The sequence below is a fragment of the Actinopolyspora lacussalsi genome, assembly GCA_030803735.1.
Classification (GTDB): Bacteria; Actinomycetota; Actinomycetes; order Mycobacteriales; family Pseudonocardiaceae; genus Actinopolyspora; species Actinopolyspora lacussalsi.
The window spans coordinates 2,681,799-2,707,629 of sequence record JAURUC010000001.1 but is presented as its reverse complement, the minus strand read 5'-3'; the positions used below and the strand labels follow the sequence as shown (position 1 = coordinate 2,707,629).

Below are 25,831 nucleotides of genomic sequence, written 5' to 3'. Positions count from 1 at the left end.
ACCATCGAACGCAGAAAGGTAGTACCTCATGTCGTCCTCCGGGAATTCTTCAGCCGCCTCATACTCGCTGCAGCGCAGATCGGTGCTCGCCGGTGCGGCGACCGCGGCTCTGCTCCCGTTCGGAAGTATCGGCGTCTCCAACGCGCGCCAGTCCGGCCCTTCGACATCACAGGAGAAATCCGATTTCGATCTCGACGACGACAACTTCATCCGATACTTGTCCGATAACTCCGATACTTCGGCGGTATCGGACTTCATCGCTCCGATGGACGTGACCATCCTGATTCGCTACACCTGCATGGCGCACAACGCGTGGTTCGACGCGCTCGCGCCGTACCACCCTACGGCGGTCGGGGTCTACTCGAAGCTCGGACGTCGTCCCCGAAGCGAGGCCCGTACCAACAGGAACAAGAACATCGCGGCCCTCTACGCCTGGCGCCATGTCATGAAGAGCGTGGTACCCGCCGGGATGCCGACCTACCGGGCGTTGGTCACCTCGTTCGGCCTGGATCCCGACGACGATTCGGAGGATCCGAGCACTCCGGTCGGCATCGGGAACCTGGCCGGTAAGGCCGTGGTCGAGGCACGCCTGCGGGACGGCATAAACCAGCTCGGTGACGAGGGAGTCCGGTACAACGGGAAGCCCTACCAGGACTACACCGGCTACCGGCCCGAGAACAGTGCCTACGAGTTGCGCAATCCTTCCCGCTGGCAGCCGGAACTGCTGGAACACGGCCGTCGCCTGGGCAGTGCCGATGGCGACAAGGGCATGTTCATGATCCAGGTCTTCACCACCCCGCAGCTGCGGCTGACCACGCCTTACACCTACGAGGACCCGAGTCGCTTCCACCTGACCCCGCCGCACCACAGCGATCACACCAATCGGGGCGCCTACAAGCGTTCGGTGGATGAGGTCCTGCGGGCCTCGGCCGGGCTCACCGAAGAGCAGAAGGTGAAGTCGGAGTTCTTCGACAACAAGTTCCTGGGCGTCGGGATGTCGGTCCTGGCCGCGGCCAGGAACCACGAACTCGACCTGGACGGTTGGGTGCAGTTGCTGATGGTGACCGGGGTGGCGATGCTGGACGGCCTGATCGCCTGCTGGCACCACAAGACCGGTTTCGACGCCGTGCGCCCGTTCAGCGCGGTCCAGCACGTTTACGGCGACACCGAACTGACGGCTTGGGGCGGGCCGGGGAAGGGAACCGTCAACGACCTTCCCGCCAACGAGTGGGCCAGCTATCTGAACGTGGGCAACCATCCCGAGTACCCGTCCGCCTCCACGACGGTTCTCTCCGCCGAGGCGCAGGCCGCGCGCCGTTACCTCAACTCCGACTCGCTGAACTGGTCGTACACCTATCCGGCGGGCTCGTCACTGGTGGAGCCCGGAACCACCCCCACCAACGACCTCCGGTTCGGTTGGCGCACCTGGACCGACTTCGTTCAGGACGGCAGCGACAGCAGAGTGTGGGGCGGGGTGCACTTCTCGAAATCGGCGGACAACTCCATCGGTTTCGGCACGCAGTTCGGTGACTTGGCCTACCGGTACGTGCAGCGTCACATCGACGGCAACGTCTAAGCCGCTCCTCCCCGCGGCCGAAGTCCAAAACGGGCACACCGGCCGAGCGGTCCGGGCCGCGGTGGGGGTTCCGCGCTCCCGATGAGACCGGAGGACGGTGCCGGGGAGGGAAGATCCCGGCACCGTCATGGTCGCTCTCGCGCCGCCCGCCGAACTCGTTCAGCCCGGTTCGCTCTCCGCGTGCTCGGTGCTGCTCGACGGCCGGGAAACAGTCGTGGTGTCCCGTTCGGGGCTCGCTCGGAACCAATCCTGCGTCACCGCCAGCAGCGCTCCGACGAGCATGATCAGCGCTCCCACGAGTTGCGGTGTCGTGAAGGTCTCGTCGAGGAAGAGCGTCGAGCAGGTCGTGCCGAACACCGGAACGGTGAACATCATGACCGTCGAGGTCGAGGGACTGACCGTTCGGAGCGCACGGTAGTAGCAGAGGTAGGCCACGGCCGTCGGCCCCAGCGCCAGATAGCAGAGATTCACCCAGGTGCTCGCGGAAACCTCGGCCCACGCGGCCTCGGGCATCGCGGGCAGGGCGACCACCAGAAGTCCCAGTGATCCCACCAACATCCCGCTGGTGGTGGCGCGCAGCGGCTCCAGCCCCACTAGGACCTTCTTGGAAACGATGCTGTAGCTCGCCCAGCAAGCCGCCCCCAGCAGAAAAACCAGATCACCGCGCAGTCTCGTTCCGTCCAGCGGGGAAGTCCCGCCACTCGCGCCGAGGAAGAAGACCACCGCGCCGCCCGCACCGAGCGCGAGTCCCGCGAACCTGAGCATCGAGGCCGTTTCCCGACTGAACACGAGCAGCACCAGCGTCGTCAGCACCGGACTCAGCACGGGGACGATGATGCTGCCGTCGATCGACGGAGCCAGCGACAGCCCCCGGAAGAGGAGAACGTTGTAAGTGAGGACTCCCAGCAGTCCCACCGCTCCCGCCCGGAGGAACCGGCCCCACGACATCGCGGGGGCGGAGCGGGAATTCCCACGAGTCACGCCCAGCAGGACCAACAGCACGAGCGTCCCGCCTCCGAACCGCAACGCCGCCGCCACTTCGTGCGGCAGCTCGCTCACGACGACTTTCGAGCTGGTGAACGCGCTACCGAAGAAAATCATCGTGACCAGCAGATAGAGGTGTGCGTCGACGGAGTCGTGCCGCTGCCGGATTCGTCGCGTCATGTCTCGCTCTCACCGGGTGGGCGCAATTCGGTGCACCGGTTGTGGGCAGTCGTAGTCGGTAGTCACGGCCGGGCAGTCACGGGTGCATCCGTGCGCCCTTGACGATCTTGTCCACGGCGTTGCGCGGTCCGTACACGCCCACTCCCACCAGATCGAGTTCTTCCCGTGGAACCGCCCGAACCGCGGCGCGGTTGTCCCGGTCGTTGCCGGTGCCGAACAGCTCGGAGGTGAACACCGACACGGCCGTGTTCCGCTCGACGGCGCGGTAGTGCGCTCGGGCCACCACCTCCCCGCTGCTCTCGAAGATCAGCACCGGCTGCCGGAACATAGACAGGTACTCGGTTTCGTCGGCGTCGCGGTACGGCTCGCCGATCACCTCGGGAATCCCGGTTCCGATGCCACTCACCAGGAACGCGGTCACGTTCAGCCGCTGCCAGTCGGCCAGGTCCTCGCGCAGCAGCACGGCGATCCTCGTGTCGAACCGTATCGGGGAAATCTCCGCTGTCACGGGGAGATCATGGCTCCCGAAGCGCGACCGGGTCTTGTACATTCTTTGCATGGTCACCAGCTCGGGAGCGGCGGCGTGGCGTCCACCGGTGCCCGGGATCGTGGAGGCCTACCACGCTCACCTCGTCGAGCACTCCTATCCCATGCACGCCCACGACTCGTGGACGCTGCTGCTGGTGGACGACGGAACGGTGCGGTACGACCTGCACCGCCACGAGCACGGCGCGCTGCGGAACCTGGTCACGCTGCTGCCGCCGCACGTTCCGCACAACGGCACGCCCGTCACCCCGCGGGGCCTGAAGAAGCGGGTGCTCTATCTGGATCCGGGACAGTTCGGTGAGGATCTCGTGGGGCTCGCGGTGGACGCGCCCACCATCGACGATCCGCTGTTGCGGCGGCGCGTGCACCAGTTACACGAATCGTTGTTGCTGCCCGGCGAGCCGCTGGAAGCCGAGAGCAGGTTGACCCTGCTCACCGAGCGGCTGCGCCGACATCTGACCGAGCGCGCCCGGACGGCCAAACCGATCGACCGCACGAGACCCGCCGTGCGACTGCGCGAGCTGCTGGACGAACACCTCGTCGAAGGAATCACGCTCCGGCGGGCGGCGAATCTGCTGCACACCCACCCAGCACATCTCGTCCGCGCATTCAGCGGGGAGTTCGGCACCCCGCCGCACCAGTACCTGACCGGGCGCAGGGTCGATCTCGCCCGCCGGTTGCTGCTCGACGGGATGGCACCCCGGTTCGCGGCCACGGCGGCGGGATTCTACGACCAGTCCCACCTCGGCAGGCACTTCAAGCGGGTGATCGGCACGAGCCCGGCGCGGTTCGCTCGCCACCGCGGAGATGGGTGATCATCGCGCCGCTCGGCGGCGATACCCAGCGGAATCGACCCCAGCGTAATCGACCGCCTCAGGCGCCCGCTTCCTCGGTTTCCGAGTGCCGCGCATCGTCCGGCACGCGCCTGCCCAGCAGCCGCAGTCCGAGCAGCAGCACCGCGATCGAGACCAGGAAGGAGGCCCACCACGGGAAGCCGAACCCGATCGGCAGCAGTCCGATGACCACCGCGACCGCGCCCGCGTAGAGGGCGTAGGGGATCTGGGTGCGCACGTGGTCGACCACATCGCACTGCGAGGCCAGTGAGGAGATCACCGTGGTGTCCGAGATCGGCGAGCAGTGATCGCCCCACACCGCTCCGGCCAGCACGGTGGCCACGCTGGCGTAGATGATCGGGTGCCCACCCGCGGTCTCGGCCCCTTGTGCCTGCAGCAGCGACCAGGCCAGCGGTACCGCGAGCGGAGTCAGGATCCCCATGGTTCCCCAGCTCGTTCCGGTGGCGAACGCGACGGCTGCCGCGAGCACGAACAGGATCACCGGCAGCAGCGGCGCGGGCAGTGCCTCGCTGAGGGCGCCCGCCAGGAACTCGGCGGTCTTGAGCTTCTCGGTCAGCGAGGACAGTGCCCAGGCGGCCGAGAGGATGATGACCACGTACAACACCGACTTGATCCCGGCGAACCACGCGTCCACGAACTGCCCCAGCGAGAGCAGCCGTTGGCCGAAGCTCAGCACCGCCGCGACGAGCAGTGCCACGAACGAACCCCACACCAGCGCGGCGAACGGATCCCCGGCCCCCATGATCTCGAGGACGGTGCTGCCGCTGCCGGTGGCCAGCAGCCCGACGAAGGTCGTCACCACCAGGGCGAGGATCGGCACCAGCGCGTTCAGGAAGCGGCGTGGGGTCCGTTCCTCGGGCCGCAGCTCGGCTTCGGTGTCCGTGCCGCCCCCCAGGTTGGACCCCGGGCGCAGCACCGTGCCCGACTGCCGGGCGCGCTGTTCCGCCCGCGCCATCGGGCCGAAGTCGCGCCGAGTACCGGCGATCGCGAAGACCAGCACCACGGCCAGCACCGGGTAGAAGGCGTAGCGCAGCGAGCTGACGAACACGGCGAAGCCGCTCTGCTCGAGCCCGATCTTGCCGACCGCGTCGTCGACCAGTCCGACCTGGTAACCGATCCAGGTGGTGAAGAGACCGCACGCGGCCACCGGTGCTGCGGTGGAGTCCACGAGGTAGGCGAGCTTCTCCCGCGAGATCCGCAGTCGGTCGGTGATGGGGCGCATCGTGTTGCCCACCACGAGGCTGTTCGCGTAGTCGTCGAAGAAGATCGCCAGCCCCAGGCCGCCGGTCGCGAGTTGACCCCGCCGGGGTGTGGCGGCCCAGCGAGTCACCAGTTTCACGATGCCGTCGGTGCCGCCGTTGCGCCGGATCACCCCCACCAGTCCGCCGATCATCATGGTGGCCACGACGATCATCACGTGGTCCCGGTCCGCGAGCGCGTCGACGATGTACACCCCCACCGTGTCCAGCAGCGAAGTGCCCAGACCCGTGAACGTGGCCCCCTCCAGCAGCCAGGCCCCGAGCCAGATCCCCGCCAGCAGCGCGGGGATGACCTGCCGGGTCAACAGCGCCAGGGCGATCGCGAGCAGCGGAGGCAGGATCGACAGCCACGTCGCGGTCATCTGGTTCCTTTCGGGAGGTGGCCGGGACTTTCCGTGTTGGAAGGCCGGTAGTGGAGATTGTCGGAGCCGCTGGATACTCCCAACACACGCTGGGTACTCCCAACACACGCTGGGCATCCCCGATACACGGTGCATGAATCCGATCACCGCGAGTGGGTGTGACATACGGTAGCTTTACTCGATCGAGCGACAAATAGTCGTTCGTTGCTTCGTCCCTACGGAGAACCGTACTTCGTTGCGCACAGTGTGCTGATAATTGTGCGCCGGTCATCGGCGGATGTGGGTACGACAAAACCACCCGGTCGGATTGTGTTTTGGAACACACTATCAATCAGTCGTTTGACTGATTTTAATCAACTGATTAAATTGGCTGATTGAAAAGAGCGGTGCCAGGGCTCACGAGGGTTCGGAGGAGCCGGGGCGCGGTGGCTGCGAGGGTGAGCATGACGAGACGGACGGCTCGGGTCGGACACGGCGTGGCGACACGGGAGTCGATCCTGCGCACCGCGGAGTGGCTGTTCGCGGAACACGGGATATACGCGGTGTCCAACCGCCGGATCAGCGAGGTCGCGGAGCTGGGCAACAGTGCCGCGGTCGGGTATCACTTCGGCACGAAGAACGAGCTGGTGCGCGCGATAGCGCACCACCACGGGGAACGCATCGAGTACATCCGGGTCAACATGTTCACCGAGCCCGCGGGTTCCACCGAACTGCGGGACTGGGTGTCCTGTCTGGTGCGGCCGATGACGCTGTACCTGGAGTCGTTGGGTACCCCGTCGTGGTACGCGCGGTTCGCCGCGCAGGTGATGGCCGATCCGGTGCTCCACGAGATCATCGCCGGGGAGTCGCTGCGCTCCGACTCGTTGCGGTTGTCCCTGGAAGGGATGAACCGGTGCCTGCCCGAGCTGCCCGAGAACGTGCGGACCGAACGCTGGAACATGGCGCTGTACCTGACCAGGCAGATGTGCGTCGAACGGGAACGCGCTCTCGCCGAGGGCATGCCCACTACGCACGCGAGCTGGGACGAGTTCGCCACCGGTCTCGTCGACGCGCTCACCGGCCTCTGGTCGGCACCGGTGACGCGTCAGCCGTGATCTCCCCGCGCCCGGTGACTCCGAGCGGTTCCCGCGGCCGCGTGAACACGATATTCCTCGGAATCGATTCCGCACCTCCGACGGCGCGGCCGATTCACCCGAAGCGTCCCTGGTCGGCACAGAAATGAGAATTCCGAGCTGCAAGGACCGAATGCATGACCAACGACGAGCGGTCACTCGAAGCGGAGCTGTTGGATCCGGACAGGCTCGGTTTCGATCCGGCGGAACTGCGCGCCCGGTACCGGACCGAGCGGGACCGACGTCTCCGCCCGGACGGCGCGAGTCAGTACATCGCACCGACCGGTGATTTCGGCTACTACGTGACGGACCCCTACGCCGAGGCCGAGCCGAACCGTGAACCGCTCACCGACCACGTGGAAGTACTGATCATCGGTGCCGGATTCGGCGGGTTGCTGGCCGGGGCACGACTCCGCCAGGCGGGGTTCGACTCGATCCGCTTGCTGGAGAAGGGCGGCGACGTCGGCGGGACCTGGTACTGGAACCGCTACCCGGGCGTGCGCTGCGACATCGAGTCCTACATCTACCTGCCGCTGCTGGAGGAGCTCGGTTACGTCCCCACCGAGAAGTACGCGCGCGGCGAGGAGATCCGGCAGCACACCGTCAACATCGCCAGGAAGTTCGACCTCTACCGTGACGCGTGCTTTCAGACCGAGCTGACCAGCGCGACCTGGGACGAGTCCCTACGTCGCTGGAACGTGACCACCGACCGGGGCGACGAGATGACCGCCCGGTACGTGATCTTCTCCAGCGGCCCGTTCAGCAGGCCGAAGCTGCCGGGCATCCCCGGGATCGACGACTTCGCCGGGCACACCTTCCACACCAGCCGGTGGGACTACTCCTACACCGGGGGCGACCAGACCGGCGGGATGCACGAGCTCGCGGACAAGCGCGTCGCGGTCATCGGTACCGGCGCCACGGGGATCCAGTGCGTGCCCGACCTGGCCCGGGACGCGGGTCACCTCTACGTCTTCCAGCGCACACCATCCGTTGTGGACGAACGCGGTAACCGTCCGACCGACCCGGAATGGGCGGCTGAGCTGCCCGAGGGCTGGCACGACCGCAGGCGCGACGACTTCCTCGCCGTACTCGGCGGTGATCGGACCGCCGACGACATGGTGGGCGATCGGTGGAGCGACCTCGCCCACCACTACAACGCGGTGGCGGACGAGACCGGCAAGGACGAGCTCACCACGGAGGAGCACGAACTCGTGCGGGAGGTCGCCGACTTCCACAAGATGAACCAGGTGCGGGAGCGGGTCATGTCCATCGTCGAGGACGAGGAAACCGCCCGTGCCCTGCAACCCTGGTACCGCTACGAGTGCAAGCGCCCCACATTCAACGACGAGTACTACCCGGCTTTCAACCGCCCCAACGTGACGCTGGTGGACACCGACGGGCGCGGCGTGGAACGCGTCACCGAGCGCGGACTGGTCAGCCAGGGCGTCGAGTACGAGGTCGACTGCATCGTCTTCGCCACCGGCTTCCAGGTCGGCGGCTCGCACCCGGCGGCCAGCGGACTCGCGCTCCACGGCCGCGACGGTGTGACGCTGCCCCAGCACTTCAGCGAAGGTATGCGCACCCTGCACGGCTTCACCAGCCACGGTTTCCCCAACCTGTTCTGCATGGGGCCCTCGCAGAACGGTGTGGCCCCCAACTTCACCCACGTGCTCGACGACCAGTCCGTCCACATCGCCGCGATGATCACCGAGTCCGCCAAGCGCGGCGCGGCCTACGTGGAACCCACCGAGACGGCCGAGCAGGAGTGGGTCGACGAGATGGGGCGCAAGGCCGGTGTCGACCGGGCGCTGGACGAGTGCACACCGGGCTACTACAACAACGAGGGCCACTCCTCGGTCGTGCGGAGCTTCTACCGGCCGGACGAGCTCGAATTCGCCGAAACACTGCGGCAGTGGCGCGAGAACGACCGATTCACCGAGGTGCTCGTCCGGACCGGGGATAACGATGCCGACGAACGGAACTGACCTCGAAGCGACGGAACCGGGAACCGGTCGTTCGCGACCGGTGTGGTTGAACGAGCCGAGCGGATTGCGGGGGGCGAACGGCATCGCCTTCGGTCCCGACGGGCTGCTGTACGTGGCGCAGTTCCTCACCGGGCGGATCAGCGCGGTCGACATCGACTCCGGCGAGGTCGAGCTCGTGGTCCCGCCGGACGGTCCGCTGCGCACACCGGACGACATCGCGTTCGGTGCCGACGGGACGATGTACATCGCCGACGTGGCACCCGGGCGGGTGTGGCAGCGCTCCCCGAACGGGGAGTTCGCCCTCGTCACCGATGCCGTGGTCGCCCCGAACGGGATCACGTGCCTCGGTGACCGCCTCTTCGTCAACGAGATGCGCTCCGGTGGAAGGCTGTTCGAGCTCTTCCCGGACAGTGGCTCACCGGTGCTGCTCACCGAGGGGCTGGCGTACGGCAACGCGATGCGGTTCGGCCCCGACGGTCGGTTGTACTACCCGCACATGATGACCGACGAGGTGCTGCGGATCTCGCCCGAGGGAGGCGAGCCCGAACTCGTCGTGAGCGGGGTGCCCATCCCGGTCGCCGTGCGCTTCGACCGGGCAGGGGAGCTGTTCGTGCTCTCCTGCGACGCGGCGGGAACGATCACGCACGTCGATCCGGAAACGGGTGGGACGTCGAGCACGGTCACCGGGGTTCCCGGCCTGGACAACGCCGCGTTCGACGCGGCCAACCGCATGTTCGTGTCCAGCTTCGTCCGGGGAAGCATCACCGAGCTCGGTGAGCGAGGCCGCACCCGCACGGTCCTGCCGCCGGGACTGAACGGGCCGTTCGGCGTCACGGTCGACCCCGCCGGCAGGATATACGCGGCCGACCACTTCGGACTGTCGAGCGTGTCGGAGTCCGACGGGATCGACCAGGTGGCCGTGGTGGGTGGAACGCTTCCCGGGTTGCCGCGGAACGTGGTCGCCACCGGCGATGTGCTGCAGCTCGTCGACATCAGCGGTGGGCTCCACGTGTACGACCCCGTGCGGGGAGTCTCCCGTGGGCGTGCCGCCGGACTCGGTGAGCTCGCCGGAATCGCTGCCGACTCGAACGGGCGTGTCGTGCTCGCGGCCCCGGAGAGGGGACAGGTGCTGGCCGTCGACGAAACCGATTCGGTCACGGTGCTCCTCGAAGGGCTGCAACATCCGGTCGGCGTGACGCTGGACCACCACGGGCGCTGCTACGTCAGTGACGACCGGCTCGGGCGAGTACTGCGTCTGGACGAGGAGCCGGTCGTCGTGCTGGACGGGCTCGGCACGCCGCAGGGAATCGCCGTCAGCGGCGACGAACTGTTCGTGGTCGAGGTCGAACACCGCTGGCTGCGGCGGTTCGATCCCGCCACCGGCACGAGCACGGTCGCGTTCCGTGAGCTGGCCGTGGAGACGCTTCCCGGCGTGAATGGCACCGGCTCGAACGGTGAGCCGGACGGCAGTGGTCGTCCGAGTTCGTTCGTCGATCTGGCGGTCGCCGGGGACAGCTCGTTGCTGCTTGCCGCCAACGCCGAAGGAAGCGTGCAGTTACTGAAGATCGACGCTGCGGGAACGGGTGAGTGGTGAACGGGGAAGCGCTGGTCGGCAGCGGCGCCGACCGCGTGGGCGGTGGTTCGGCGCTGCCGCGCCGAGAAGTACGGGAGACCATGTCCGACAGAAGTGTTCGGACTCGGCGAAGTACTGGCGGTTTCGGGGAATGACGCGGTTGATCACGGTCGGGCACGGCACGAGCACCCGTGCCGAGTTCGCCCCGTTGCTGCACGGGGCCGGGGTCGAGGCGGTGGTGGACGTGCGCACCGCGCCGGGCAGCAGGCACAACCCCGATTTCAACCACTCCGAGCTTCAGGAGTGGCTGCCCGAGGCAGGAGTGGACTATCGCTGGGACAAGCGGCTCGGCGGGTTCCGAAAGCTGCCCGCCGAATCGCCGGATACGGCCTGCAGGAACGAGGGATTCCGCGCCTACGCCGCGCACATGCGTACCGAGGAGTTCGGCGAGGCGGTCGAGGAGCTGCTCTCGGAAGCCGCTGACCGCCGGACGGCCGTGATGTGTTCCGAGAGCGTGTGGTGGCGCTGCCATCGCCGCATGATCGCCGATTACGCGACGCTGGTTCGCGATGTCGAGGTCGTGCACCTGATGCACGACGGCAGCCCGCGCGAGCATCACACGATGGACGGTGTGCGGCTTCGGGAGGACGGCCTGCTGGTCTACGACGGCGGGCAGCTGCGTTTCTGAGCGTCGTTCCGGGACGAACTTCTCATTCGTCCTCCCGGATCGGTTTCCTCCGGTATTCGCGTTCTCCGGTTTCTGCGGTGCGATGAGTGCTAGAGTGCGCCGAACCGGAAAACGAGTGCTGGGAGAGGGTTCTTGGATTGGTTGATCATACCGACCTCGCGGCGTGACTGGGCGGTACTCACCGGGATCGTCGGTTCGGTGGTCGCCGTCGCGATGATCGTTTTCGGGACGTTTTCCGGGCGGACTCTCCTCGCGGCCGGAGTGTTCCTGCTGGCTGCGGTGTTGGCGGTGCTGGCGGTGTGGCCGAAGCGGGCGATCGGGATTCCACTCTCGGTGCTCGCCGTGTTCTTACTGCCGTCGGGTGCCTATGTGCTGGTCGCAACTTAGTTTCTCCGATCGGTTCGGCAGATCATGGTGTGATGATTGGTTCGTTATGTTTTCCGTGGTCGAGCCGTGTCGCGAGGGGATGAACACCGGTGAGTGAAAAGTTCCGAGTGGAACTGTTGTCTCTCACCGGCTATGCGGGATCGGCTGGAAAGGAACGTGGGCCACTTGGAATCCATTCGTGGCTCCATGGCGGTTCCAGTTTTCGGCACTCCGGAATCACAGGGAGTTATTCCGGTTGTCGCCGAGGGCTACCGGCCACTGGTCGAGCGGCGATTGGGGTTTCCGGGAAAATGGCCGGTGGCCTGAAGGGGACGAGTGGCGCTCTGATGGATTCGGAGCACGTGTACCGTTCGCACGACGACGCTGCCTCGAGTTCGGGGGGCGAGGCAGAAGTGCGAATCCTCGTGGTGTGTGAGTGAGAATTACTCGCCCTTGACCGAGAGTCGGAACGAGGAGAGTGTCGAATACTGTCTTTCCGGGCGAGCAGGGGCGGAGCCCCGTCCGTTGTGGCACCCCCGAGCGCCCGTTCGGACAGGACGTCGTCGCCGGTGATGTCGGTGTGTCCAACCGCTCACCGCGTTGAGAACGTCTCGCGCGCACGCCCCGTGGCATCGATCGTGGCGACGAGGAACTGCCTGATCGTTTCCCGCTGTTCGGCGCTGAACCCGTCCCAGGCTCCACCGAGCTCCCGCAGCAGCGGCCGGTAGAACTCGCCACCGACCTGCCTGGCGGTGTCGTGGATGTCCAGGTCCACCCTGCGCCGGTCGACCTCGCTGCGCTCCCTGGTGATGTGGCCGAGCGACTCCAGCCGCTCCAGCAGTGCCGTGGTGGCCGAAACGCTCATGTCGAGGGCAGCCGCGAGCCTGCTCGGTGTCATCGGTTCCTGCCGGTTGGCCGCGTCGAGGATCGTGACGAGCGCGTTCAGGTCGGTTTGGTGCAGCCCGTGGGCATCACCGAACAGCACGTTGAACCGGTCGAGCTCGACGTTGAGCTGTCGCAGCAGCTTGCCCAGCACCACGTCGCCCTCGTAACCGGTGCCGGTTTCGCCCGTTTCTTTCTCCTCCCCCGTGTCCGTTGGGTCTCCGCTGTCCTGGTCGTTCGCCGAGGTCATGGTTCCTCCTTCGTTTTGTGTCGCCCCTGCTGTCGCAGTATTTCGACAGTCGAATTATTCTATGGCGCTAGTAATGCTCCGCTTCGAGCTTCGCCGAGAACCCTCGACGACTAGGAACCCACATGATCTCCACCGGTCACTCCTCCGACGAGGACCAGCATCCCCCGAAGGTGCGGCGGTTGCGATGGCTGGTCCCCGCGCTGCTGGTGATCGCCTGGCTGGCTCTCGGCGGCATCGGCGGGCCGTTCGCGGGCAAGCTGGCCGAGGTCTCCGAGAACGACAGCTCAACCTTCCTGCCCGCCTCCGCCGAGGCCACCAAGGTCAACGAACTGCAGCGGCAGTTCTCCGGCGGACAGCGCATCCCGGCCTTCGTCGTGGCCGAGAGAACTCGGGGAATCACCGGTTCCGACCGCCAGTACCTGGCCGGGATCTCCGAACGGATCGCCTCGATCGAAGGAGTCGAGCGGGTCTCGCCCCCGATCCCCTCACCCCGGGACGACCAGGCGGTGCAGGTGATCGTCTCGATCGACTCCGGTGCCGACCCCGCGAACGCGGTCTCGGAGATGCGTAACCTCCTGGAACGGTCACCCACCGGGCTGACCACCCTGGTCAGCGGCCCCGCCGCGCAGTCAGCCGATCTGGCCGAGGCGTTCAGCGGAGTCGACGGACTGCTGCTGCTCGTCGCCGGTGGTGTGGTTCTCCTGATCCTGATCCTGGTCTACCGCAGTCCGCTGCTGCCGGTACTGGTGCTGCTCAGCGCGGTTTTCGCACTTGGCGTCGCCAGCCTCGCCGTTTACTTCCTGGCAGCGGCCGACGTCCTCACCCTCAACGGCCAGAGCCAGGGAATCCTTTTCATCCTGGTGGTCGGCGCCGCCACGGACTACGCGCTGCTGTTCGTCGCGCGGTTCAGGGAGGAACTGCGCGCGAGCCCCGACAAGTACCGCGCCGTCCTGCGCTCCTGGCGCGCCACGCTGGAGCCGATCCTCGCCTCCGCGGGCACGGTCATCCTGGGCCTGCTGTGCCTGCTGTTCAGCGACCTGAACTCCAACAAGAGCCTCGGCCCCGTGGCGGCCATCGGCATCGCCGCCGCGCTGCTGGCCTCGACCACCTTCCTGCCCGCCGTGCTCGCGCTGTCCGGCCGCGTCGCCTTCTGGCCCTTCCCGCCCCCACGGGAAACCGCGGGGCAGGACGACGCGGTGGCGGAGCCCGAACCACGTCGTACGGCGTTCTGGGAGCGGGTCAGTTCCCTGGTGGGCAGGACTCCCCGGGCGATCTGGATCGGCACCACGGTGGTCCTGCTCATCGGCACGCTCGGACTGCCGCAGCTGCGGGCCGGTGGCACCGCGCAGTCGGACGTCTTCCTGACACCGGTCGAATCGGTCGCCGGCCAGGAGGTGCTCGCCGAGCACTTCCCCGCCGGATCGGGAGCCCCCACCGTGATCATCGCCGACGCCGACAGCACCGAGCGCGTGGTGCGAGCCGCTGACGTTCCCGGTGTGGCCGACGTCTCGGTCACCAGGACAGCGGCGGGCAATCCCAAGGTGGTCGACGGGCGGGTACTCGTCGAAGCCGTGCTCACCGATCCGGCCGACTCGGAGACGGCCCTCGACACGGTGCGGCGGATCCGCGACTCGGTGCACCCCGTCGAGGGGGCCGACGCGCTGGTCGGCGGAACGAGCGCGATCCAGCTCGACACCCGGCTGACCGCCGAGCGCGACCGCTCCGTGATCATTCCGATCGTGCTGCTCGTCATCCTCGTGGTACTGGCGCTGCTGTTGCGCGCCCTGGTCGCCCCACTGGTGTTGCTCGCCACCGTGGTGCTCTCCTTCGCGGCGACGATGGGCGTGTCCGCGCTCGTGTTCAACCACGTCTTCGACATGCCCGGCGCGGACCCGGTCGTCCCGCTGTACGGCTTCGTGTTCCTGGTCGCCCTGGGGATCGACTACAACATCTTCCTGATGACCCGAGCTCGGGAGGAAGTGCGTCGCTCGGACAACCGGACCGGTGTGCTGCGTGCGCTGTCGGTCACCGGCGGTGTGATCACTTCTGCCGGAGTGGTGCTGGCGGCCACGTTCGCGGCGCTGGCGGTACTGCCGATCCTGTTCCTCGCCCAGCTCGCGTTCATCGTGGCGTTCGGGGTGCTGCTGGACACGCTGGTCGTACGTTCGCTGCTGGTACCCGCGCTGTCCCTGGACATCGGCAGAACCATCTGGTGGCCCGCCCGCTTGGGGCGTCGAGACCGACAGGCAACGGGGACGGACAGGTGAGGGGGGCGACCGCCGCCGTGGTTGGTCCACAGTGGAATCGACATCGACGGCGGTCGCCACCGGAGGCACCTATTCGATGTCGGGCCTCGCCGGAGCGGGAGCCCGCGAGAGGTTCCGCCGAGCGAGCGCGGCGGAGAACCGGGTCGACGAAGTGCTACTCATCGCGGGACTGTCACTTGTACGCGTAGTAGGTCTCGAACGCCCGGAACGCGGCCTCCTGCCGCCACTGCGACTTCGCCTTCGTGCTGTTCGACAGCAGTTCGGCACACGCCGCGTCCGGCTCGCCGAAGCCCGGTGTGTCCGAGGCGCACGCCGGTTTCATCCGCCGGGACTCGGAGGCTGCCCACAGACTCTCCCCTTGCACGAAAGCCTGTTCCAGCGAGGTCCGGGCACTGGCCTTGAGCTGCGAGTAGTCCAGCCCGAAGTCCGTGGCGGCCCGCCGGTACTGGGCGGTGATGTCGCTGCGGGAGACACCGGGGTCGTCGGTGGCCAGTGCGAAGGGAACATCGTGCGCCATGTACTCGGGCAACGGGTGCTCCTCCGGTCCGCAGACCCGCAGTATCTGGCAGTTGCTGGTCAGCGGCACCTCGACCGCGATGTCGCGTGCGGCCATGTGATCGGCCAGCGCCCGCCAGTCGTCCTCGTGCACCAGGTCGATCCCGTGGCCGATCCGGTCGGCTCCGGCGATCCGCACGGCCTGGTCGATGTGGTGGGTCAGCTCCTCGGGCTTGACCAGCCCCGGAACGAGCTCACCGGCGTGCAGTGTGATCGACACGCCGGGATACTGCCCGCTCAGGTAGTCGATCATCCGCATGTGCAGGGTGTAGTCCCGCAGCGAGATCTCGTGGTCCTCGGGCTGGACCATGTTGACGCCCACGAATCGCGGATCGCTCTGCGCCAGCTCGAACCCGAGCAGCAACTGCGTGAACACGCTCGCGGGGGAGTTCGCCCGCGCCACCTGGTAGTCCAGCCGGATCTCCACATCGCATCCGGGGCGGGCACTCGGGGTGCCGCAGTTCAGCAGCTCGCGGTAGCGCGCGAAGTCCCGATCCGTCGCACGCCGCGCGGCGCGTTCGACCTCCGCCATGCCCTCGCGGAGCAACGTGGTGCGCAGCCGCCGGAAATCCCGTTCGGAACGCGGGTCGAAACCGACGCGCTCCACGAGCTTCCCGCGAGCCTCGGACTGCCTGGACAGCAGCGTTTCGAGGTAGAACTGGTTCTGCTCGGCGAGGTCACCCGCCACCTCGGCGAGCATGTCGCCGTCGCGTCCCTCGGTGGCCGCCCAGAACTTGCCGAAGGTGGCGAAGAAGTGGTCGTGCCCCGACTCCTCGCCGCCGGGCTCGAAACCGGCCATCGACCACGTCTCGATCACCCGCTCGCGGAACTTCGGATCACTCATCGCGTCCGAGGCGGGACGTTGTCCCTCGGTGCAGGGGGCGAGTGAGGACTGCATGGTCTCGGCGTCGATGCAGCGTCCGTCCTCGGCGGCGTAGCGGATCAACGACTCGGTGGACACCGAGCCGGAGAGGTGGTTGTGCAGGTCACCTCCCTTCGGCATTCCGCGCAGGAACTCGTCGAGCTTTTCCGGGCGATCGCGTATCCGGTCCAGGTACCGGTTAACCCGGCACTCCCGGTCCCACGGTGCGCACGCCGGGGCCTTCTCGCCCGGGGTGGTCTCCGCCTCGGCGGATCGCGGTTGCGCCATCAGCATCGGAAGCGAGGCGGCGGTGAGCAGTACCGCGAGCGTGATGCCTCCCGTGCCGGTGGCGCGTCGGCGTCTTCCTGCCGTACGGGAGCGTGCGCTCCCACCGAGCGGCTTCATCAAAGATTCTCCCTGGGGAAGTCGTTCTCTGGGCCATGCACGACACACACGACCCGCCGACGATCCCCGATCATGATCTCCGGAACCAGTCCGGAGGACGTATTTTCATCCGGTGGGAGGAAGGTCGAGCCCCCGAGAGTTGGTTCTCCGGCGGCACCGGCTCCGGCCGTGCGGACGAATCGGAACGGCCGCCGGGGATAGCGCGGCAGCGGGCGGTGGTTATGCTCGGCCGCGTGCTGACTGTCTCGACGGTGAATGTCAACGGCCTGCGTGCCGCCGCCAAGAAGGGCTTCGTCGAGTGGCTGGCCGCCACCGACGCCGACGTGGTCTGCATGCAGGAGACGCGGGCGGAATACGACCAGCTTCCGGAGGCCGCGCGTGCGCCCGCCGGTTGGTACACGCTGCTGGCGCCGAGCGCGGACAAGGGGCGCAGCGGGGTCGCCATCTACAGCCGTACCGAACCCGAGGTCACCAGGATCGGATTCGGCTCGGAGGAGTTCGACGACAGCGGCCGTTACGCCGAGGCGGAGCTGGACGGGTTGGTGGTGGGCAGCCTGTACCTGCCGAGCGGGGAGGCGGGCACACCCAAGCAGGACGAGAAGGAACGCTTCATGGCGGAGTTCCTGCCGTACCTGCACCAGTTGCGCGACCGGGCGCGGCAGCGGGGCAAGGAAGTGCTGGTCTGCGGTGACTGGAACATCGCGCACCAGGAGATCGACCTGAAGAACTGGAAGAACAACCGCAAGTCGGCGGGGTTCCTGCCGGAGGAGCGTACCTGGCTGAGCAGGGTGTTCGACGAGGCGGAGTACGCGGACGTGGTGCGCCGCCGGTTCCCGGAGGGGCCCGGGCCGTACTCGTGGTGGTCCTACCGGGGGAAGGCCTTCGACAACGACTCCGGTTGGCGGATCGATTATCACGTCGCCACCGAGCGGCTGGCCGAGCGCGCCTCGGAGGCCAGGGTCGAGCGGGCTCCGAGCTATGACAAGCGCTGGAGCGATCACGCACCGGTGACTGTCTCCTTCGACTGGCCGAAGTCGTAACCGCGCCGAAGAATCCCCCAGGGCCGGGGAGCTGTTACTCCCCGGCCGTCGGTCTCGACAGTGACATGGTGCCGAGACCTTTCCCCCAGGGGGCAGGTTTCCCGTGACACCCGTGACCCCGTGTACCTCGCCGACCGAGGTCGGTTCGAGTACCCCATTGGGCGGTTCTCCCGGTGGTCGGAGCTCCGCCCGGTGTCGTGTTCGCCTGCCACGTGTTGGATTCTGGGCGGTGGCGGTTCCGGCGGACAACTGTGACCAGTGGGGATACCCCCGTCGGGGATATCCCTCCCAGGGACACCGGCCACTGTGGGTGTCCGTCCTGCCTGATGGGTCCGGAGGTGGGCCTTGTGGAGGTCGAGCGGTCCGTTCGGGAGCGGCCTCGCGCCGCACGGTCCTCATTTCGGCCACTGCTGGTAGTCAACCTGTCACCGTGCACGGCGGGTTTCGGCATAGAATCGTGACGTGATCATCGAACCGCCGAGTTTCGGTAGCTATTTACGCCACCTGAGATCAGGTGCTCCACCGGCAGAGTTCGCGCCCGACCCGGCTTACCGGACACCGCGCCCCGCGATGAACCGGGCGGAGTTGGCGACGGCCGCGCGCGCCAGCGTGGGGTACGTCCAGAAGCTGGAACAGGGCCATGCGGACAATCCCTCCGCGGCGGTGGTGGATCGCCTGGCCGATGCGCTGGGGAGCATCTCGGTGGAACGGCAGCACCTCCACGACCTGGCCGGTGTCCAGCGCGGTGACCAGGCGGAACCGACGCGGCTACAGGAAGTGACGTCGGTGCAGCGCGAGGCGGCCGACGGGCTGCATCCGAGTTTGGCCGCCTACGTCGACGAGGGCTGGAACGTGTTGTACTCCAACGCGGAGTACCGCCGGGTGTTTCGGCGTATCACCGAGGTCGGCAATGTGTTGACCTGGTTCTTCTTCATGCCGGAGTCCAAGGCTGTCATGGTCGAGTGGGAGCACGAGGCGCGGCTGACGGTGGCCTGGCTACGTGCCCTCATGGCACGCAGGCCCGGTAATCCGGTGTTCGACGAGGTTCTGGACATGCTCTCGCGGTCGACGGAGTTCGTGCGGATGTGGAAGTTGCAGGAGGTGATCCTGGGGCGCCACAAGCCGCATTTCCTGGTCCAAGACCTCGATCGCGGGCGGCGGGTGGAGTTGTTGGCACAGGTCTACCCGATTCCGGACCCGAGTCAGGAAATGCAGCTCTACCTGGGAATTCCGGCACACTAGGGCGTTACCGACGCCCCAGGGAGTCCAAGAAGGACAGCAGCAGCGAGGTGGTTTCCCCGGGATGCGTCACGGGTGGCGCGTGGGCCGCCCCGTCCACCTCGTGCGGCGAACTCGCCCGCGGGATGGCGGACGCGAGGAACTCCATACGTTCCCGGGGGATGGAGAGGTCCTTCGAACCGCGTATCAGCAGTGTGGGGGACGTGATCTCACCGGCACGAGCGGTGATGTCGTCGCGTTCGAGCAGGCACCGCACGGGGTGGCCGAGGGGGAGCGGGCGGGTCTTCCAGCGCTCCCGCCAGTGGGCCGCTCGCGGGTGGTCCCCGATGATCTGCTGTGACAGCGGAACGAGCAGCTCGTCCACGGGGCCCTGCTCGGCCAGTCCGCCGAACAGGGCGGTGTAGTCGCGGTAATCCGCATCGGACAGTGGGTGCGCCTCGGTGTCCAGCAACAGGAGGCCGGTGACCCGGTGCGGTGCGAGCAGTGCCGTGCGCAGTGCGGTGAACCCACCCTGCGACAGGCCACCGACGACCGCATGTTCGATGCCCAGGTGGTCCATCAGGCCGATCAGGTCGCGAGCGATGTCCCAATAGGTGAACGGCTCGTCCCCGGCCGGGCTGTCGCCGTGACCACGTGCGTCCCAGGTAACCACGCGGTAGCCGCGGGCCGCGAGAGCGTCGGCCTGTGCGGTGAACATGGTGTGGTCCAGGAAGAAGCCGTGCCCCAGCAGTACGGTGGGACGTTCGTCGCCCCCGGTGTCCGCGAAGTACAGGTCGTGTCCGTTGATGCGGGACAGTGGCATTCGTGTTCCTCTCGCGAAGTGCTTCCGCTCCGGCCGGTGCCCGGGATCAGCCCGATTTTGCGATACTACGAAGTTCCGTTGGTGGGCGCGCAAGTCCCGGCTCCCACGAGGGAGCACTCGCGATCGACAAGTGACCGGACGGCCTCGATGCGTGACCGGACGGCCCGTGACGGACGCGGTGGCTTATCGTCGTGGTCGTGACGACACACATGCAGCCTATCTCCGAACTGTTCGATCCGGCCGTGTGGCAGCCTGTGGCGGGTTTCGACTTCACCGACATCACTTACCACCGTTGCGTCGAGGACGGCCCGGGCAAGGGCACCGTCCGCATCGCGTTCGACCGCCCCGAGTCACGGAACGCTTTCCGTCCGCACACCGTCGACGAGTTATACCGCGCGCTCGACCACGCCCGGATGACCAGTGACGTCGGTTGTGTGTTGCTCACGGGGAACGGGCCCTCGCCCAAGGACGGTGGTTGGGCGTTCTGCTCCGGCGGTGACCAGCGAATCCGGGGGCGCTCCGGTTACCGGTACGCCGAGGGCGAGACCGCCGAGACCGTCGACCCCGCCCGAGCGGGAAGGCTTCACATCCTGGAGGTGCAGCGGCTGATCCGGTTCATGCCCAAGGTCGTCGTCGCGGTGGTTCCCGGTTGGGCTGCCGGGGGCGGGCACAGCCTGCACGTGGTTTGCGACCTCACGCTCGCCAGCGCCGAGCACGCGCGGTTCAAGCAGACCGACGCCGACGTCGGCAGCTTCGACGGCGGGTTCGGTTCCGCCTACCTGGCGCGCCAGGTGGGACAGAAGTTCGCACGCGAGATCTTCTTCCTCGGCCGCCCCTACGACGCCGAGCAGGCCCACCGGATGGGGATGGTCAACGAGGTGGTTCCCCACGGTGAGCTGGAGGAGACGGCGTTGCAGTGGTCCCGTGAGATCAACGGCAAGTCCCCGACCGCGCAGCGCATGCTCAAGTACGCCTTCAACGCCATCGACGACGGGCTGGTCGGCCAGCAGGTCTTCGCGGGGGAGACGACCCGGCTCGCGTACATGACCGACGAGGCGGCCGAGGGGCGCGACTCGTTCCTGGAGAAGCGGACCCCGGACTGGTCGGATTTCCCCTGGTACTACTGACCGTTGCTTTGTTCCGCGGCCCTGGGCGCGGCGATTTCGCGAGAAATTGACGCCGGGGTGCGTCCGAATCCTCGTCCGAACCCCCGTTCGTGGAACCACGCCCGGCCGGTGCAACCTTCGCCGTACCGCCCACGTCCCAACGGAGCAGCGATCCGTTCGGTCGACCGGTGGCACCGTTGATCAACGCCGTTCGTGAACCGTGACCGAAGTCCTCGCCAAGCCGGACGCCGAGCGGTACTCGTGGACGCCGAGCGGCTCGGAACTCGAGCAGCGCAGTGAGGAGAGGGTATGCCGCAACACCGAACGCCCCCGAGATGTCCCGTTTGCGGGATGCACTTCTGCATCTGTCCGGACAAGAGCGCCCGAACCGGTGTCCGCTTCCGAACGGCCGCGATGCCGGGACGAACCCGTCGGTGAACTTCGGCTCCCCGGTAAAACCGCGAACGTCGCCACAGACCTCGGTGGAGGGGCGGCGACAGCTCGCCTCGGAAGTCGCCCCGCGGAAGTCGGGGCGGGCCGAGACGCGAACGGGGTCTTCCCGGAATCGGTCCGAGAAGACCCCGCGAACGTGCTTTTCGAACGAACTCCGCTCGTCAGCGCACTGCCTTGAGCGCGTCGACGATGCCCGCGCCGTAGAAACCGGCGCCGGTCCTGCCACCGCGGCACTTGGCGTCGTCCTCGCCGTCACCGTCGGTGTCGTAGCTCTTCGGGCACGGCACGCTGTCGGCCTGCCAGCGCAGGGCGGCGTTGACCATCCGCGCGTCCCACCTCGGGTGCTCCGCCCGGATCAGGGCGGCGACCCCGGCGACGTGCGGCGAGGCCATCGAGGTGCCCTGGTAGAAGCCGTACTCGCCATCCGGCAGCGTGGACAGCACGCTGCCGTTGCCGGAGGGTGTGTCGGCGGTCTGCCTGCTGTCGCCGCCCGGTGCGGCCACGTCCACCGAACCGATGCCGTAGTTGGAGTAGAAGGACTTGCTCGACTCCGGACCCACGGCCGAAACCGTCACCATGCCGGGCAGCTCACCGGGCAGCACCTGGCACCCGTTGCCCGCCCAGCGGTCCTCGGTGGGACCGCCGTTGTTCGGACTGTTGGTGTCGTGGATCCGCTTCGACAGGTTCCAGTTGCTGTTGCCCGCCGCGACGACGTTGAGCACGTCGTTGCCCCTGGCGTGGTTCACCGCCCGGCGAACCGCCTCCGCCACGGCCGCCTGGTCGCGGTCACGCTGGCACCACAGGTACCAGGGATCGATGAAGTAGGAGCTGTTGGTCACGTCGATGCCGTGCTCGGCGGCCCACATGAACCCGCAGATCGCCGAGCCGGGGTAGATGAAGCCCTCGTCGTTGACGACCTTGATCGACACCAGCTTCGCGTTCGGGGCGACCCCGGAGATGCCCACGCCGTTGTTCGCGGCGGCGACCGTGCCGGCGACGTGCGTACCGTGCCCGCTGGTCGTCGGGGCCCATGCCTGCTGCGAACGGTTCGGTGTGCCGTTCTCGGTGCAGCCCACCGACCGGCTGGTGTCCAGATTGGCCGCCAGGTCCGGGTGGTCCGGGTCGATGCCCGAGTCGAGCACGCCCACGGTCGTGCCCTCGCCGCTGTCGGAGTTCTCGTGGGCCTCGTCGGCGTTGATCATCCGCATGTCCCACTGCTCGGCGGCGAGCGGCTCCTCGCCGTCCTCGCTGGAGCGGGTCGCGGTGTCGGCCGCGAGGGTGCCCCGGCGCTTCTCCAGCGTCTCCGAGTCGGATTCGCCGCTGTTCTCGGGGAGCTGTTCGGCGAGGTTGCGGCTCGCCCCCGCCGCTCGCACGCCGGGATCACCACGTACTGCCTCGGCGAACTCCGAATCGCGCGAGGTGGCCAGCAGTACGCCGATCTCGGGCCAGCTCTGCACGACTTCGCCGTCGGCGGCGCGTACCGAATCGGCGGTGCGTTCCAGACCGCCGTGCTGGGGTCCGACCACGATGAAGTGGGCGGGGTCTCCGGTGCCGGCGGAGTCCGACGGCCCGGCCGCGGCTACCGCGGGCACCAGCAGGGTCAGGGCCAGTGCGGAGCCGATAGTCCGCAATGGTTTGAGTCTCAGAGGTTTGGGTGACACCGAGCCTCCCGAACAGGTGAACAGGGTTACTGAATGTGGGAGTCTGCGCCCCGATACGGCTAGTGGATAGACCTTTATGGAGTAATCGAATTACGCCACGCATAGGTGCTGTGACGCATCGCGCCGTTGTTCTCGGTGTGGCGGTGCTCGCCGGACGGTTACGGTGTTGGCGTGTCGGTCGATCTCGAAGTGCCACCGCCCGAACCAGCCCCCAGCCCGTCCGCGATGCGTCGTGCGCTGCGCAGAGCTACCGAAGGGGTGGCGCTGGACAGCACCGAGGCCGCAGTGCTGCTGCACGCCCGTGGCGAGGACCTCGGGACGTTGCTGGAAGCAGCGGGCAGGGTCCGCGACGCGCATCTGCGTGCCGAGGGACGGTTCGGCGTCGTCAGCTACAGCCGCAAGGTCTTCGTTCCGCTTACCCGATTGTGTCGGGATCGGTGCCACTACTGCACCTTCGCCACGGTGCCGCACAAGGTGTCCGCGCCCTTCCTGGAGCGGGAGGAAGTTCTCGACATCGCCAGACGGGGAGCCGAGTCCGGTTGCAAGGAGGCCCTGTTCACCCTCGGCGACCGTCCCGAGGAGCGCTGGCAGGACGCGGCCGACTGGCTGCACGAACGCGGCTACTCGTCCACGGTCGACTACCTGCGCTCCTGCGCGATCGCGGTGCTGGAGGAGACCGGTCTGCTGCCGCACCTCAACCCCGGCGTGCTCGGCTGGTCGGAGCTGACCAGGCTGAAACCGGTGGCCCCCAGCATGGGCATGATGCTGGAGACCACATCGGAGCGACTGTGGAGCCAACCGGGCAACCCGCACTACGCGAGTCCGGACAAGGAACCCTCGGTGCGGCTCCGGGTGCTCGCCGACGCGGGCCGGGTGGCCGTGCCCTTCACCAGCGGAATCCTCATCGGAATCGGTGAGACGCTCGCGGAACGGGCCGACTCGCTGCTGGAACTGCGTGCCAGCGCCAGGCAGTACGGTCATCTGCAGGAAGTCATCGTGCAGAACTTCCGGGCCAAACCGGACACGGCCATGCGCGGCATGCCGGACGCGGATCTGCACGAGCTCGCGGCGACTGTGGCCGTCGCCCGGCTGCTCATGCCCTCCGGGGTGAGCGTGCAGGCTCCACCGAACCTGGTGGGGGACGAGCACGGCCTGCTGCTGCGCGCGGGGATCGACGACTGGGGCGGGGTCTCACCCGTGACGCCGGATCACGTGAATCCGGAGCGCCCCTGGCCCAGGGTGGAGGAACTGGCGGAGCAGACCGCGGCGGGCGGGTTCGAGCTGCGGCAGCGGCTGACCGCGTACCCGAAGTACGTGCGTGCCGGGCTGGCCGGCGACAGCACCGCCTGGCTGGATCCCAGGATCGCCACTCACGTCGCCGAGCTGGCCGATTCGGAGGGCATGGCCGAGCCGGAGGCGCGACCGATCGGTCGGGAGTGGCAGGAGCCGGACGGCGGTCTCGAATCGGTCGGCCGCACCGATCTCAACAGCAGCATCGACACCGAGGGACGCAGCGCCGACCGCCGTAGTGACTTCGACAGTGTCTACGGCGACTGGGAGGAACTGCGGGAGAAACTGCCCGCCGCCAGGGAGCCGGAACGGCTCGACTCGGATGTCGCGGCGGGACTCCGACTGGCCGAGCACGATCCGGCGGCACTGCTGGAACCGGGCAACACCGACGCGGCGATGGCGCTGCTCACCTGCGACGGCGCCGCGCTCGACGAGATGGCACGACTCGCCGACGCGCTGCGTGCCGACGTGGTCGGGCAGGACGTCACCTACGTGGTCAACCGCAACATCAACTTTTCCAACGTCTGCTACGTGGGATGCAGGTTCTGCGCCTTCGCACAGCGGGAACGCGATGCGGACGCGTTCCGGCTCTCGCCCGAGGACGTCGCGGACCGAGCGGAGGAGGCCCGCCGCGCCGGTGCCACCGAGGTCTGCATGCAGGGAGGTATCGACCCCCGGCTGCCGGTCGGGGCGTACGCGGACCTGGTGCGGGCGGTCAAGAACCGGGTGCCCGACATGCACGTGCACGCCTTCAGCCCGATGGAGATAGTCAGCGCCGCGTCCAAGGCGGGCGTGAGCGTCGCGGAGTGGTTGACCGAGCTGCGCGATGCCGGGCTGGACACCATCCCCGGCACCGCGGCCGAGATACTCGACGACGACGTCCGCTGGATACTGACCAAGGGCAAGCTGCCCGCCGCCGAGTGGATCGACGTGGTCAGTACCGCACACCGGCTGGGAATCCGTTCCTCGTCGACCATGATGTACGGCCACGTGGACACCCCCGAGCACTGGCTAGGGCATCTGCGCACGCTGGCCGGTGTGCAGGACACCGCGCGCGAGAACGGCGCGGCCGGGTTCACCGAGTTCGTCGCGCTGCCCTTCGTGCACCGCAACGCGCCCATCTATCTCGCGGGGCTGGCCCGCCCCGGCCCCACCCGCAGGGACAACCGTGCGGTGCACGCTATGGCACGGCTGGCACTGCACGGCAGGGTGGACAACGTGCAGTGCTCCTGGGTCAAGCTGGGTGACGAAGGCACGGTCGAGGTGCTGCGCGGCGGTGCGAACGACCTCGGCGGAACGCTGATGGAGGAGACCATCAGCAGGATGGCCGGTTCCGAGCACGGCTCCCAGCGAACCATCGAGCAGTTGGACGAGGTATCCGCCGCCGCCGGAAGGCGGGCACGGCAACGCGGCACCGATTACGGTCCCGTCCCCGTGATGCCGCTGGGCGTCTCACAGCTCGGGTGACCAGGTGGACCGGTCCCGCCCCGTTCCGGTGGTGGACGGGACCGGTTCCACAGGTCCATATCGGACC

The 25,831-nt window shown here is 67.6% G+C and carries 19 protein-coding genes; 12 read left to right on the top strand and 7 right to left on the bottom strand.

Going from position 1 to position 25,831, the window contains the following annotated elements; translation table 11 throughout:
• Positions 1-28 precede the first annotated feature (28 nt).
• Positions 29-1,576 (top strand): DUF6851 domain-containing protein, encoded by a 1,548-nt coding sequence (locus tag J2S53_RS12015; RefSeq protein ID WP_456241043.1) that lies wholly within the window; start codon positions 29-31, stop codon positions 1,574-1,576.
• A 159-nt stretch (positions 1,577-1,735) separates the two neighbouring features.
• Here the strand turns inward: J2S53_RS12015 and J2S53_RS12010 are convergent, their stop codons facing one another.
• Both J2S53_RS12010 and J2S53_RS12005 read right to left on the bottom strand, forming a co-directional pair.
• Positions 1,736-2,740, bottom strand: coding sequence for a DMT family transporter (locus tag J2S53_RS12010; RefSeq protein ID WP_456241042.1), 1,005 nt, complete (start codon positions 2,738-2,740; stop codon positions 1,736-1,738).
• 76 nt (positions 2,741-2,816) lie between these two features.
• On the bottom strand, positions 2,817-3,299 hold the full coding sequence (locus J2S53_RS12005) for a DUF2000 family protein (protein WP_456241041.1): 483 nt from the start codon (positions 3,297-3,299) through the stop codon (positions 2,817-2,819).
• On the opposite strand from J2S53_RS12005, the gene J2S53_RS12000 reads away from it, so the two are divergent.
• The gene (locus J2S53_RS12000) at positions 3,298-4,101 is read left to right on the top strand and encodes a helix-turn-helix domain-containing protein (RefSeq protein ID WP_456241040.1); all 804 of its coding nucleotides are present in this window, start codon (positions 3,298-3,300) and stop codon (positions 4,099-4,101) included. The two genes, J2S53_RS12005 and J2S53_RS12000, sit on opposite strands and share 2 nt — an antisense overlap.
• Positions 4,102-4,159: 58 nt before the next feature.
• Here the strand turns inward: J2S53_RS12000 and J2S53_RS11995 are convergent, their stop codons facing one another.
• A complete protein-coding gene (locus J2S53_RS11995; RefSeq protein ID WP_456241039.1) occupies positions 4,160-5,761 on the bottom strand; it encodes a Na+/H+ antiporter NhaC family protein in 1,602 nt (533 codons plus the stop codon).
• Between the two features lie 443 nt (positions 5,762-6,204).
• On the opposite strand from J2S53_RS11995, the gene J2S53_RS11990 reads away from it, so the two are divergent.
• The 5 genes from J2S53_RS11990 to J2S53_RS11970 all read left to right on the top strand — a co-directional run bounded on the left by J2S53_RS11990 (position 6,205) and on the right by J2S53_RS11970 (position 11,506).
• Complete coding sequence (locus tag J2S53_RS11990) at positions 6,205-6,855, top strand: TetR/AcrR family transcriptional regulator (protein ID WP_456241038.1); 651 nt, start codon at positions 6,205-6,207, stop codon at positions 6,853-6,855.
• A 155-nt stretch (positions 6,856-7,010) separates the two neighbouring features.
• Entirely contained in the window at positions 7,011-8,858 is a 1,848-nt protein-coding gene (locus J2S53_RS11985) for a flavin-containing monooxygenase (RefSeq protein ID WP_456241037.1), read from the top strand.
• Positions 8,839-10,452, top strand: a complete 1,614-nt coding sequence (locus J2S53_RS11980) for a hypothetical protein (protein WP_456241036.1) — start codon at positions 8,839-8,841, stop codon at positions 10,450-10,452. The genes J2S53_RS11985 and J2S53_RS11980 overlap by 20 nt, the downstream gene beginning before the upstream one ends.
• Before the next feature lie 130 nt (positions 10,453-10,582).
• A complete protein-coding gene (locus J2S53_RS11975; protein WP_456241035.1) occupies positions 10,583-11,119 on the top strand; it encodes a DUF488 domain-containing protein in 537 nt (178 codons plus the stop codon).
• 132 nt (positions 11,120-11,251) lie between these two features.
• Positions 11,252-11,506, top strand: coding sequence for a hypothetical protein (locus J2S53_RS11970; protein ID WP_456241034.1), 255 nt, complete (start codon positions 11,252-11,254; stop codon positions 11,504-11,506).
• 571 nt (positions 11,507-12,077) lie between these two features.
• On the opposite strand, the gene J2S53_RS11965 is transcribed toward J2S53_RS11970, so the two are convergent.
• Complete coding sequence (locus tag J2S53_RS11965) at positions 12,078-12,617, bottom strand: MarR family winged helix-turn-helix transcriptional regulator (RefSeq protein ID WP_456241033.1); 540 nt, start codon at positions 12,615-12,617, stop codon at positions 12,078-12,080.
• A 122-nt stretch (positions 12,618-12,739) separates the two neighbouring features.
• Between J2S53_RS11965 and J2S53_RS11960 the strand changes: the two genes are divergently transcribed.
• Positions 12,740-14,884, top strand: coding sequence for an MMPL family transporter (locus J2S53_RS11960; protein WP_456241032.1), 2,145 nt, complete (start codon positions 12,740-12,742; stop codon positions 14,882-14,884).
• 172 nt (positions 14,885-15,056) lie between these two features.
• On the opposite strand, the gene J2S53_RS11955 is transcribed toward J2S53_RS11960, so the two are convergent.
• A complete protein-coding gene (locus J2S53_RS11955) occupies positions 15,057-16,706 on the bottom strand; it encodes an adenosine deaminase family protein (RefSeq protein ID WP_456241031.1) in 1,650 nt (549 codons plus the stop codon).
• A 233-nt stretch (positions 16,707-16,939) separates the two neighbouring features.
• On the opposite strand from J2S53_RS11955, the gene J2S53_RS11950 reads away from it, so the two are divergent.
• Entirely contained in the window at positions 16,940-17,746 is an 807-nt protein-coding gene (locus tag J2S53_RS11950; RefSeq protein ID WP_456241030.1) for an exodeoxyribonuclease III, read from the top strand.
• Between the two features lie 462 nt (positions 17,747-18,208).
• The gene (locus J2S53_RS11945) at positions 18,209-18,988 is read left to right on the top strand and encodes a helix-turn-helix domain-containing protein (RefSeq protein ID WP_456241029.1); all 780 of its coding nucleotides are present in this window, start codon (positions 18,209-18,211) and stop codon (positions 18,986-18,988) included.
• A 4-nt stretch (positions 18,989-18,992) separates the two neighbouring features.
• Here the strand turns inward: J2S53_RS11945 and J2S53_RS11940 are convergent, their stop codons facing one another.
• A complete protein-coding gene (locus tag J2S53_RS11940; RefSeq protein WP_456241028.1) occupies positions 18,993-19,787 on the bottom strand; it encodes an alpha/beta fold hydrolase in 795 nt (264 codons plus the stop codon).
• A 209-nt stretch (positions 19,788-19,996) separates the two neighbouring features.
• Between J2S53_RS11940 and J2S53_RS11935 the strand changes: the two genes are divergently transcribed.
• Positions 19,997-20,914: a 1,4-dihydroxy-2-naphthoyl-CoA synthase gene (locus J2S53_RS11935; protein ID WP_456242777.1), complete on the top strand. Its 918-nt coding sequence runs from the start codon at positions 19,997-19,999 to the stop codon at positions 20,912-20,914.
• Positions 20,915-21,507: 593 nt separating this feature from the next.
• On the opposite strand, the gene J2S53_RS11930 is transcribed toward J2S53_RS11935, so the two are convergent.
• The gene (locus tag J2S53_RS11930) at positions 21,508-22,977 is read right to left on the bottom strand and encodes a S8 family peptidase (RefSeq protein WP_456241027.1); all 1,470 of its coding nucleotides are present in this window, start codon (positions 22,975-22,977) and stop codon (positions 21,508-21,510) included.
• A gap of 201 nt (positions 22,978-23,178) precedes the next feature.
• Between J2S53_RS11930 and J2S53_RS11925 the strand changes: the two genes are divergently transcribed.
• Complete coding sequence (locus tag J2S53_RS11925; RefSeq protein ID WP_456241026.1) at positions 23,179-25,764, top strand: bifunctional FO biosynthesis protein CofGH; 2,586 nt, start codon at positions 23,179-23,181, stop codon at positions 25,762-25,764.
• The last annotated feature ends 67 nt before the right edge of the window (positions 25,765-25,831 follow it).

What these genes read in the sequence shown, in the direction of transcription:
- J2S53_RS11965 (WP_456241033.1), bottom strand. Translation starts at nt 12,617, where the DNA reads ATGACCTCGGCGAACGACCAGGACAGCGGAGACCCAACGGACACGGGG.
- J2S53_RS11990 (WP_456241038.1), top strand. Translation starts at nt 6,205, where the DNA reads ATGACGAGACGGACGGCTCGGGTCGGACACGGCGTGGCGACACGGGAG.
- J2S53_RS11955 (WP_456241031.1), bottom strand. Translation starts at nt 16,706, where the DNA reads ATGAAGCCGCTCGGTGGGAGCGCACGCTCCCGTACGGCAGGAAGACGC.
- J2S53_RS12015 (WP_456241043.1), top strand. Translation starts at nt 29, where the DNA reads ATGTCGTCCTCCGGGAATTCTTCAGCCGCCTCATACTCGCTGCAGCGC.
- J2S53_RS11975 (WP_456241035.1), top strand. Translation starts at nt 10,583, where the DNA reads ATGACGCGGTTGATCACGGTCGGGCACGGCACGAGCACCCGTGCCGAG.
- J2S53_RS11995 (WP_456241039.1), bottom strand. Translation starts at nt 5,761, where the DNA reads ATGACCGCGACGTGGCTGTCGATCCTGCCTCCGCTGCTCGCGATCGCC.
- J2S53_RS11940 (WP_456241028.1), bottom strand. Translation starts at nt 19,787, where the DNA reads ATGCCACTGTCCCGCATCAACGGACACGACCTGTACTTCGCGGACACC.
- J2S53_RS12000 (WP_456241040.1), top strand. Translation starts at nt 3,298, where the DNA reads ATGGTCACCAGCTCGGGAGCGGCGGCGTGGCGTCCACCGGTGCCCGGG.
- J2S53_RS11935 (WP_456242777.1), top strand. Translation starts at nt 19,997, where the DNA reads ATGCAGCCTATCTCCGAACTGTTCGATCCGGCCGTGTGGCAGCCTGTG.
- J2S53_RS12010 (WP_456241042.1), bottom strand. Translation starts at nt 2,740, where the DNA reads ATGACGCGACGAATCCGGCAGCGGCACGACTCCGTCGACGCACACCTC.
- J2S53_RS12005 (WP_456241041.1), bottom strand. Translation starts at nt 3,299, where the DNA reads ATGCAAAGAATGTACAAGACCCGGTCGCGCTTCGGGAGCCATGATCTC.
- J2S53_RS11960 (WP_456241032.1), top strand. Translation starts at nt 12,740, where the DNA reads ATGATCTCCACCGGTCACTCCTCCGACGAGGACCAGCATCCCCCGAAG.
- J2S53_RS11980 (WP_456241036.1), top strand. Translation starts at nt 8,839, where the DNA reads ATGCCGACGAACGGAACTGACCTCGAAGCGACGGAACCGGGAACCGGT.
- J2S53_RS11985 (WP_456241037.1), top strand. Translation starts at nt 7,011, where the DNA reads ATGACCAACGACGAGCGGTCACTCGAAGCGGAGCTGTTGGATCCGGAC.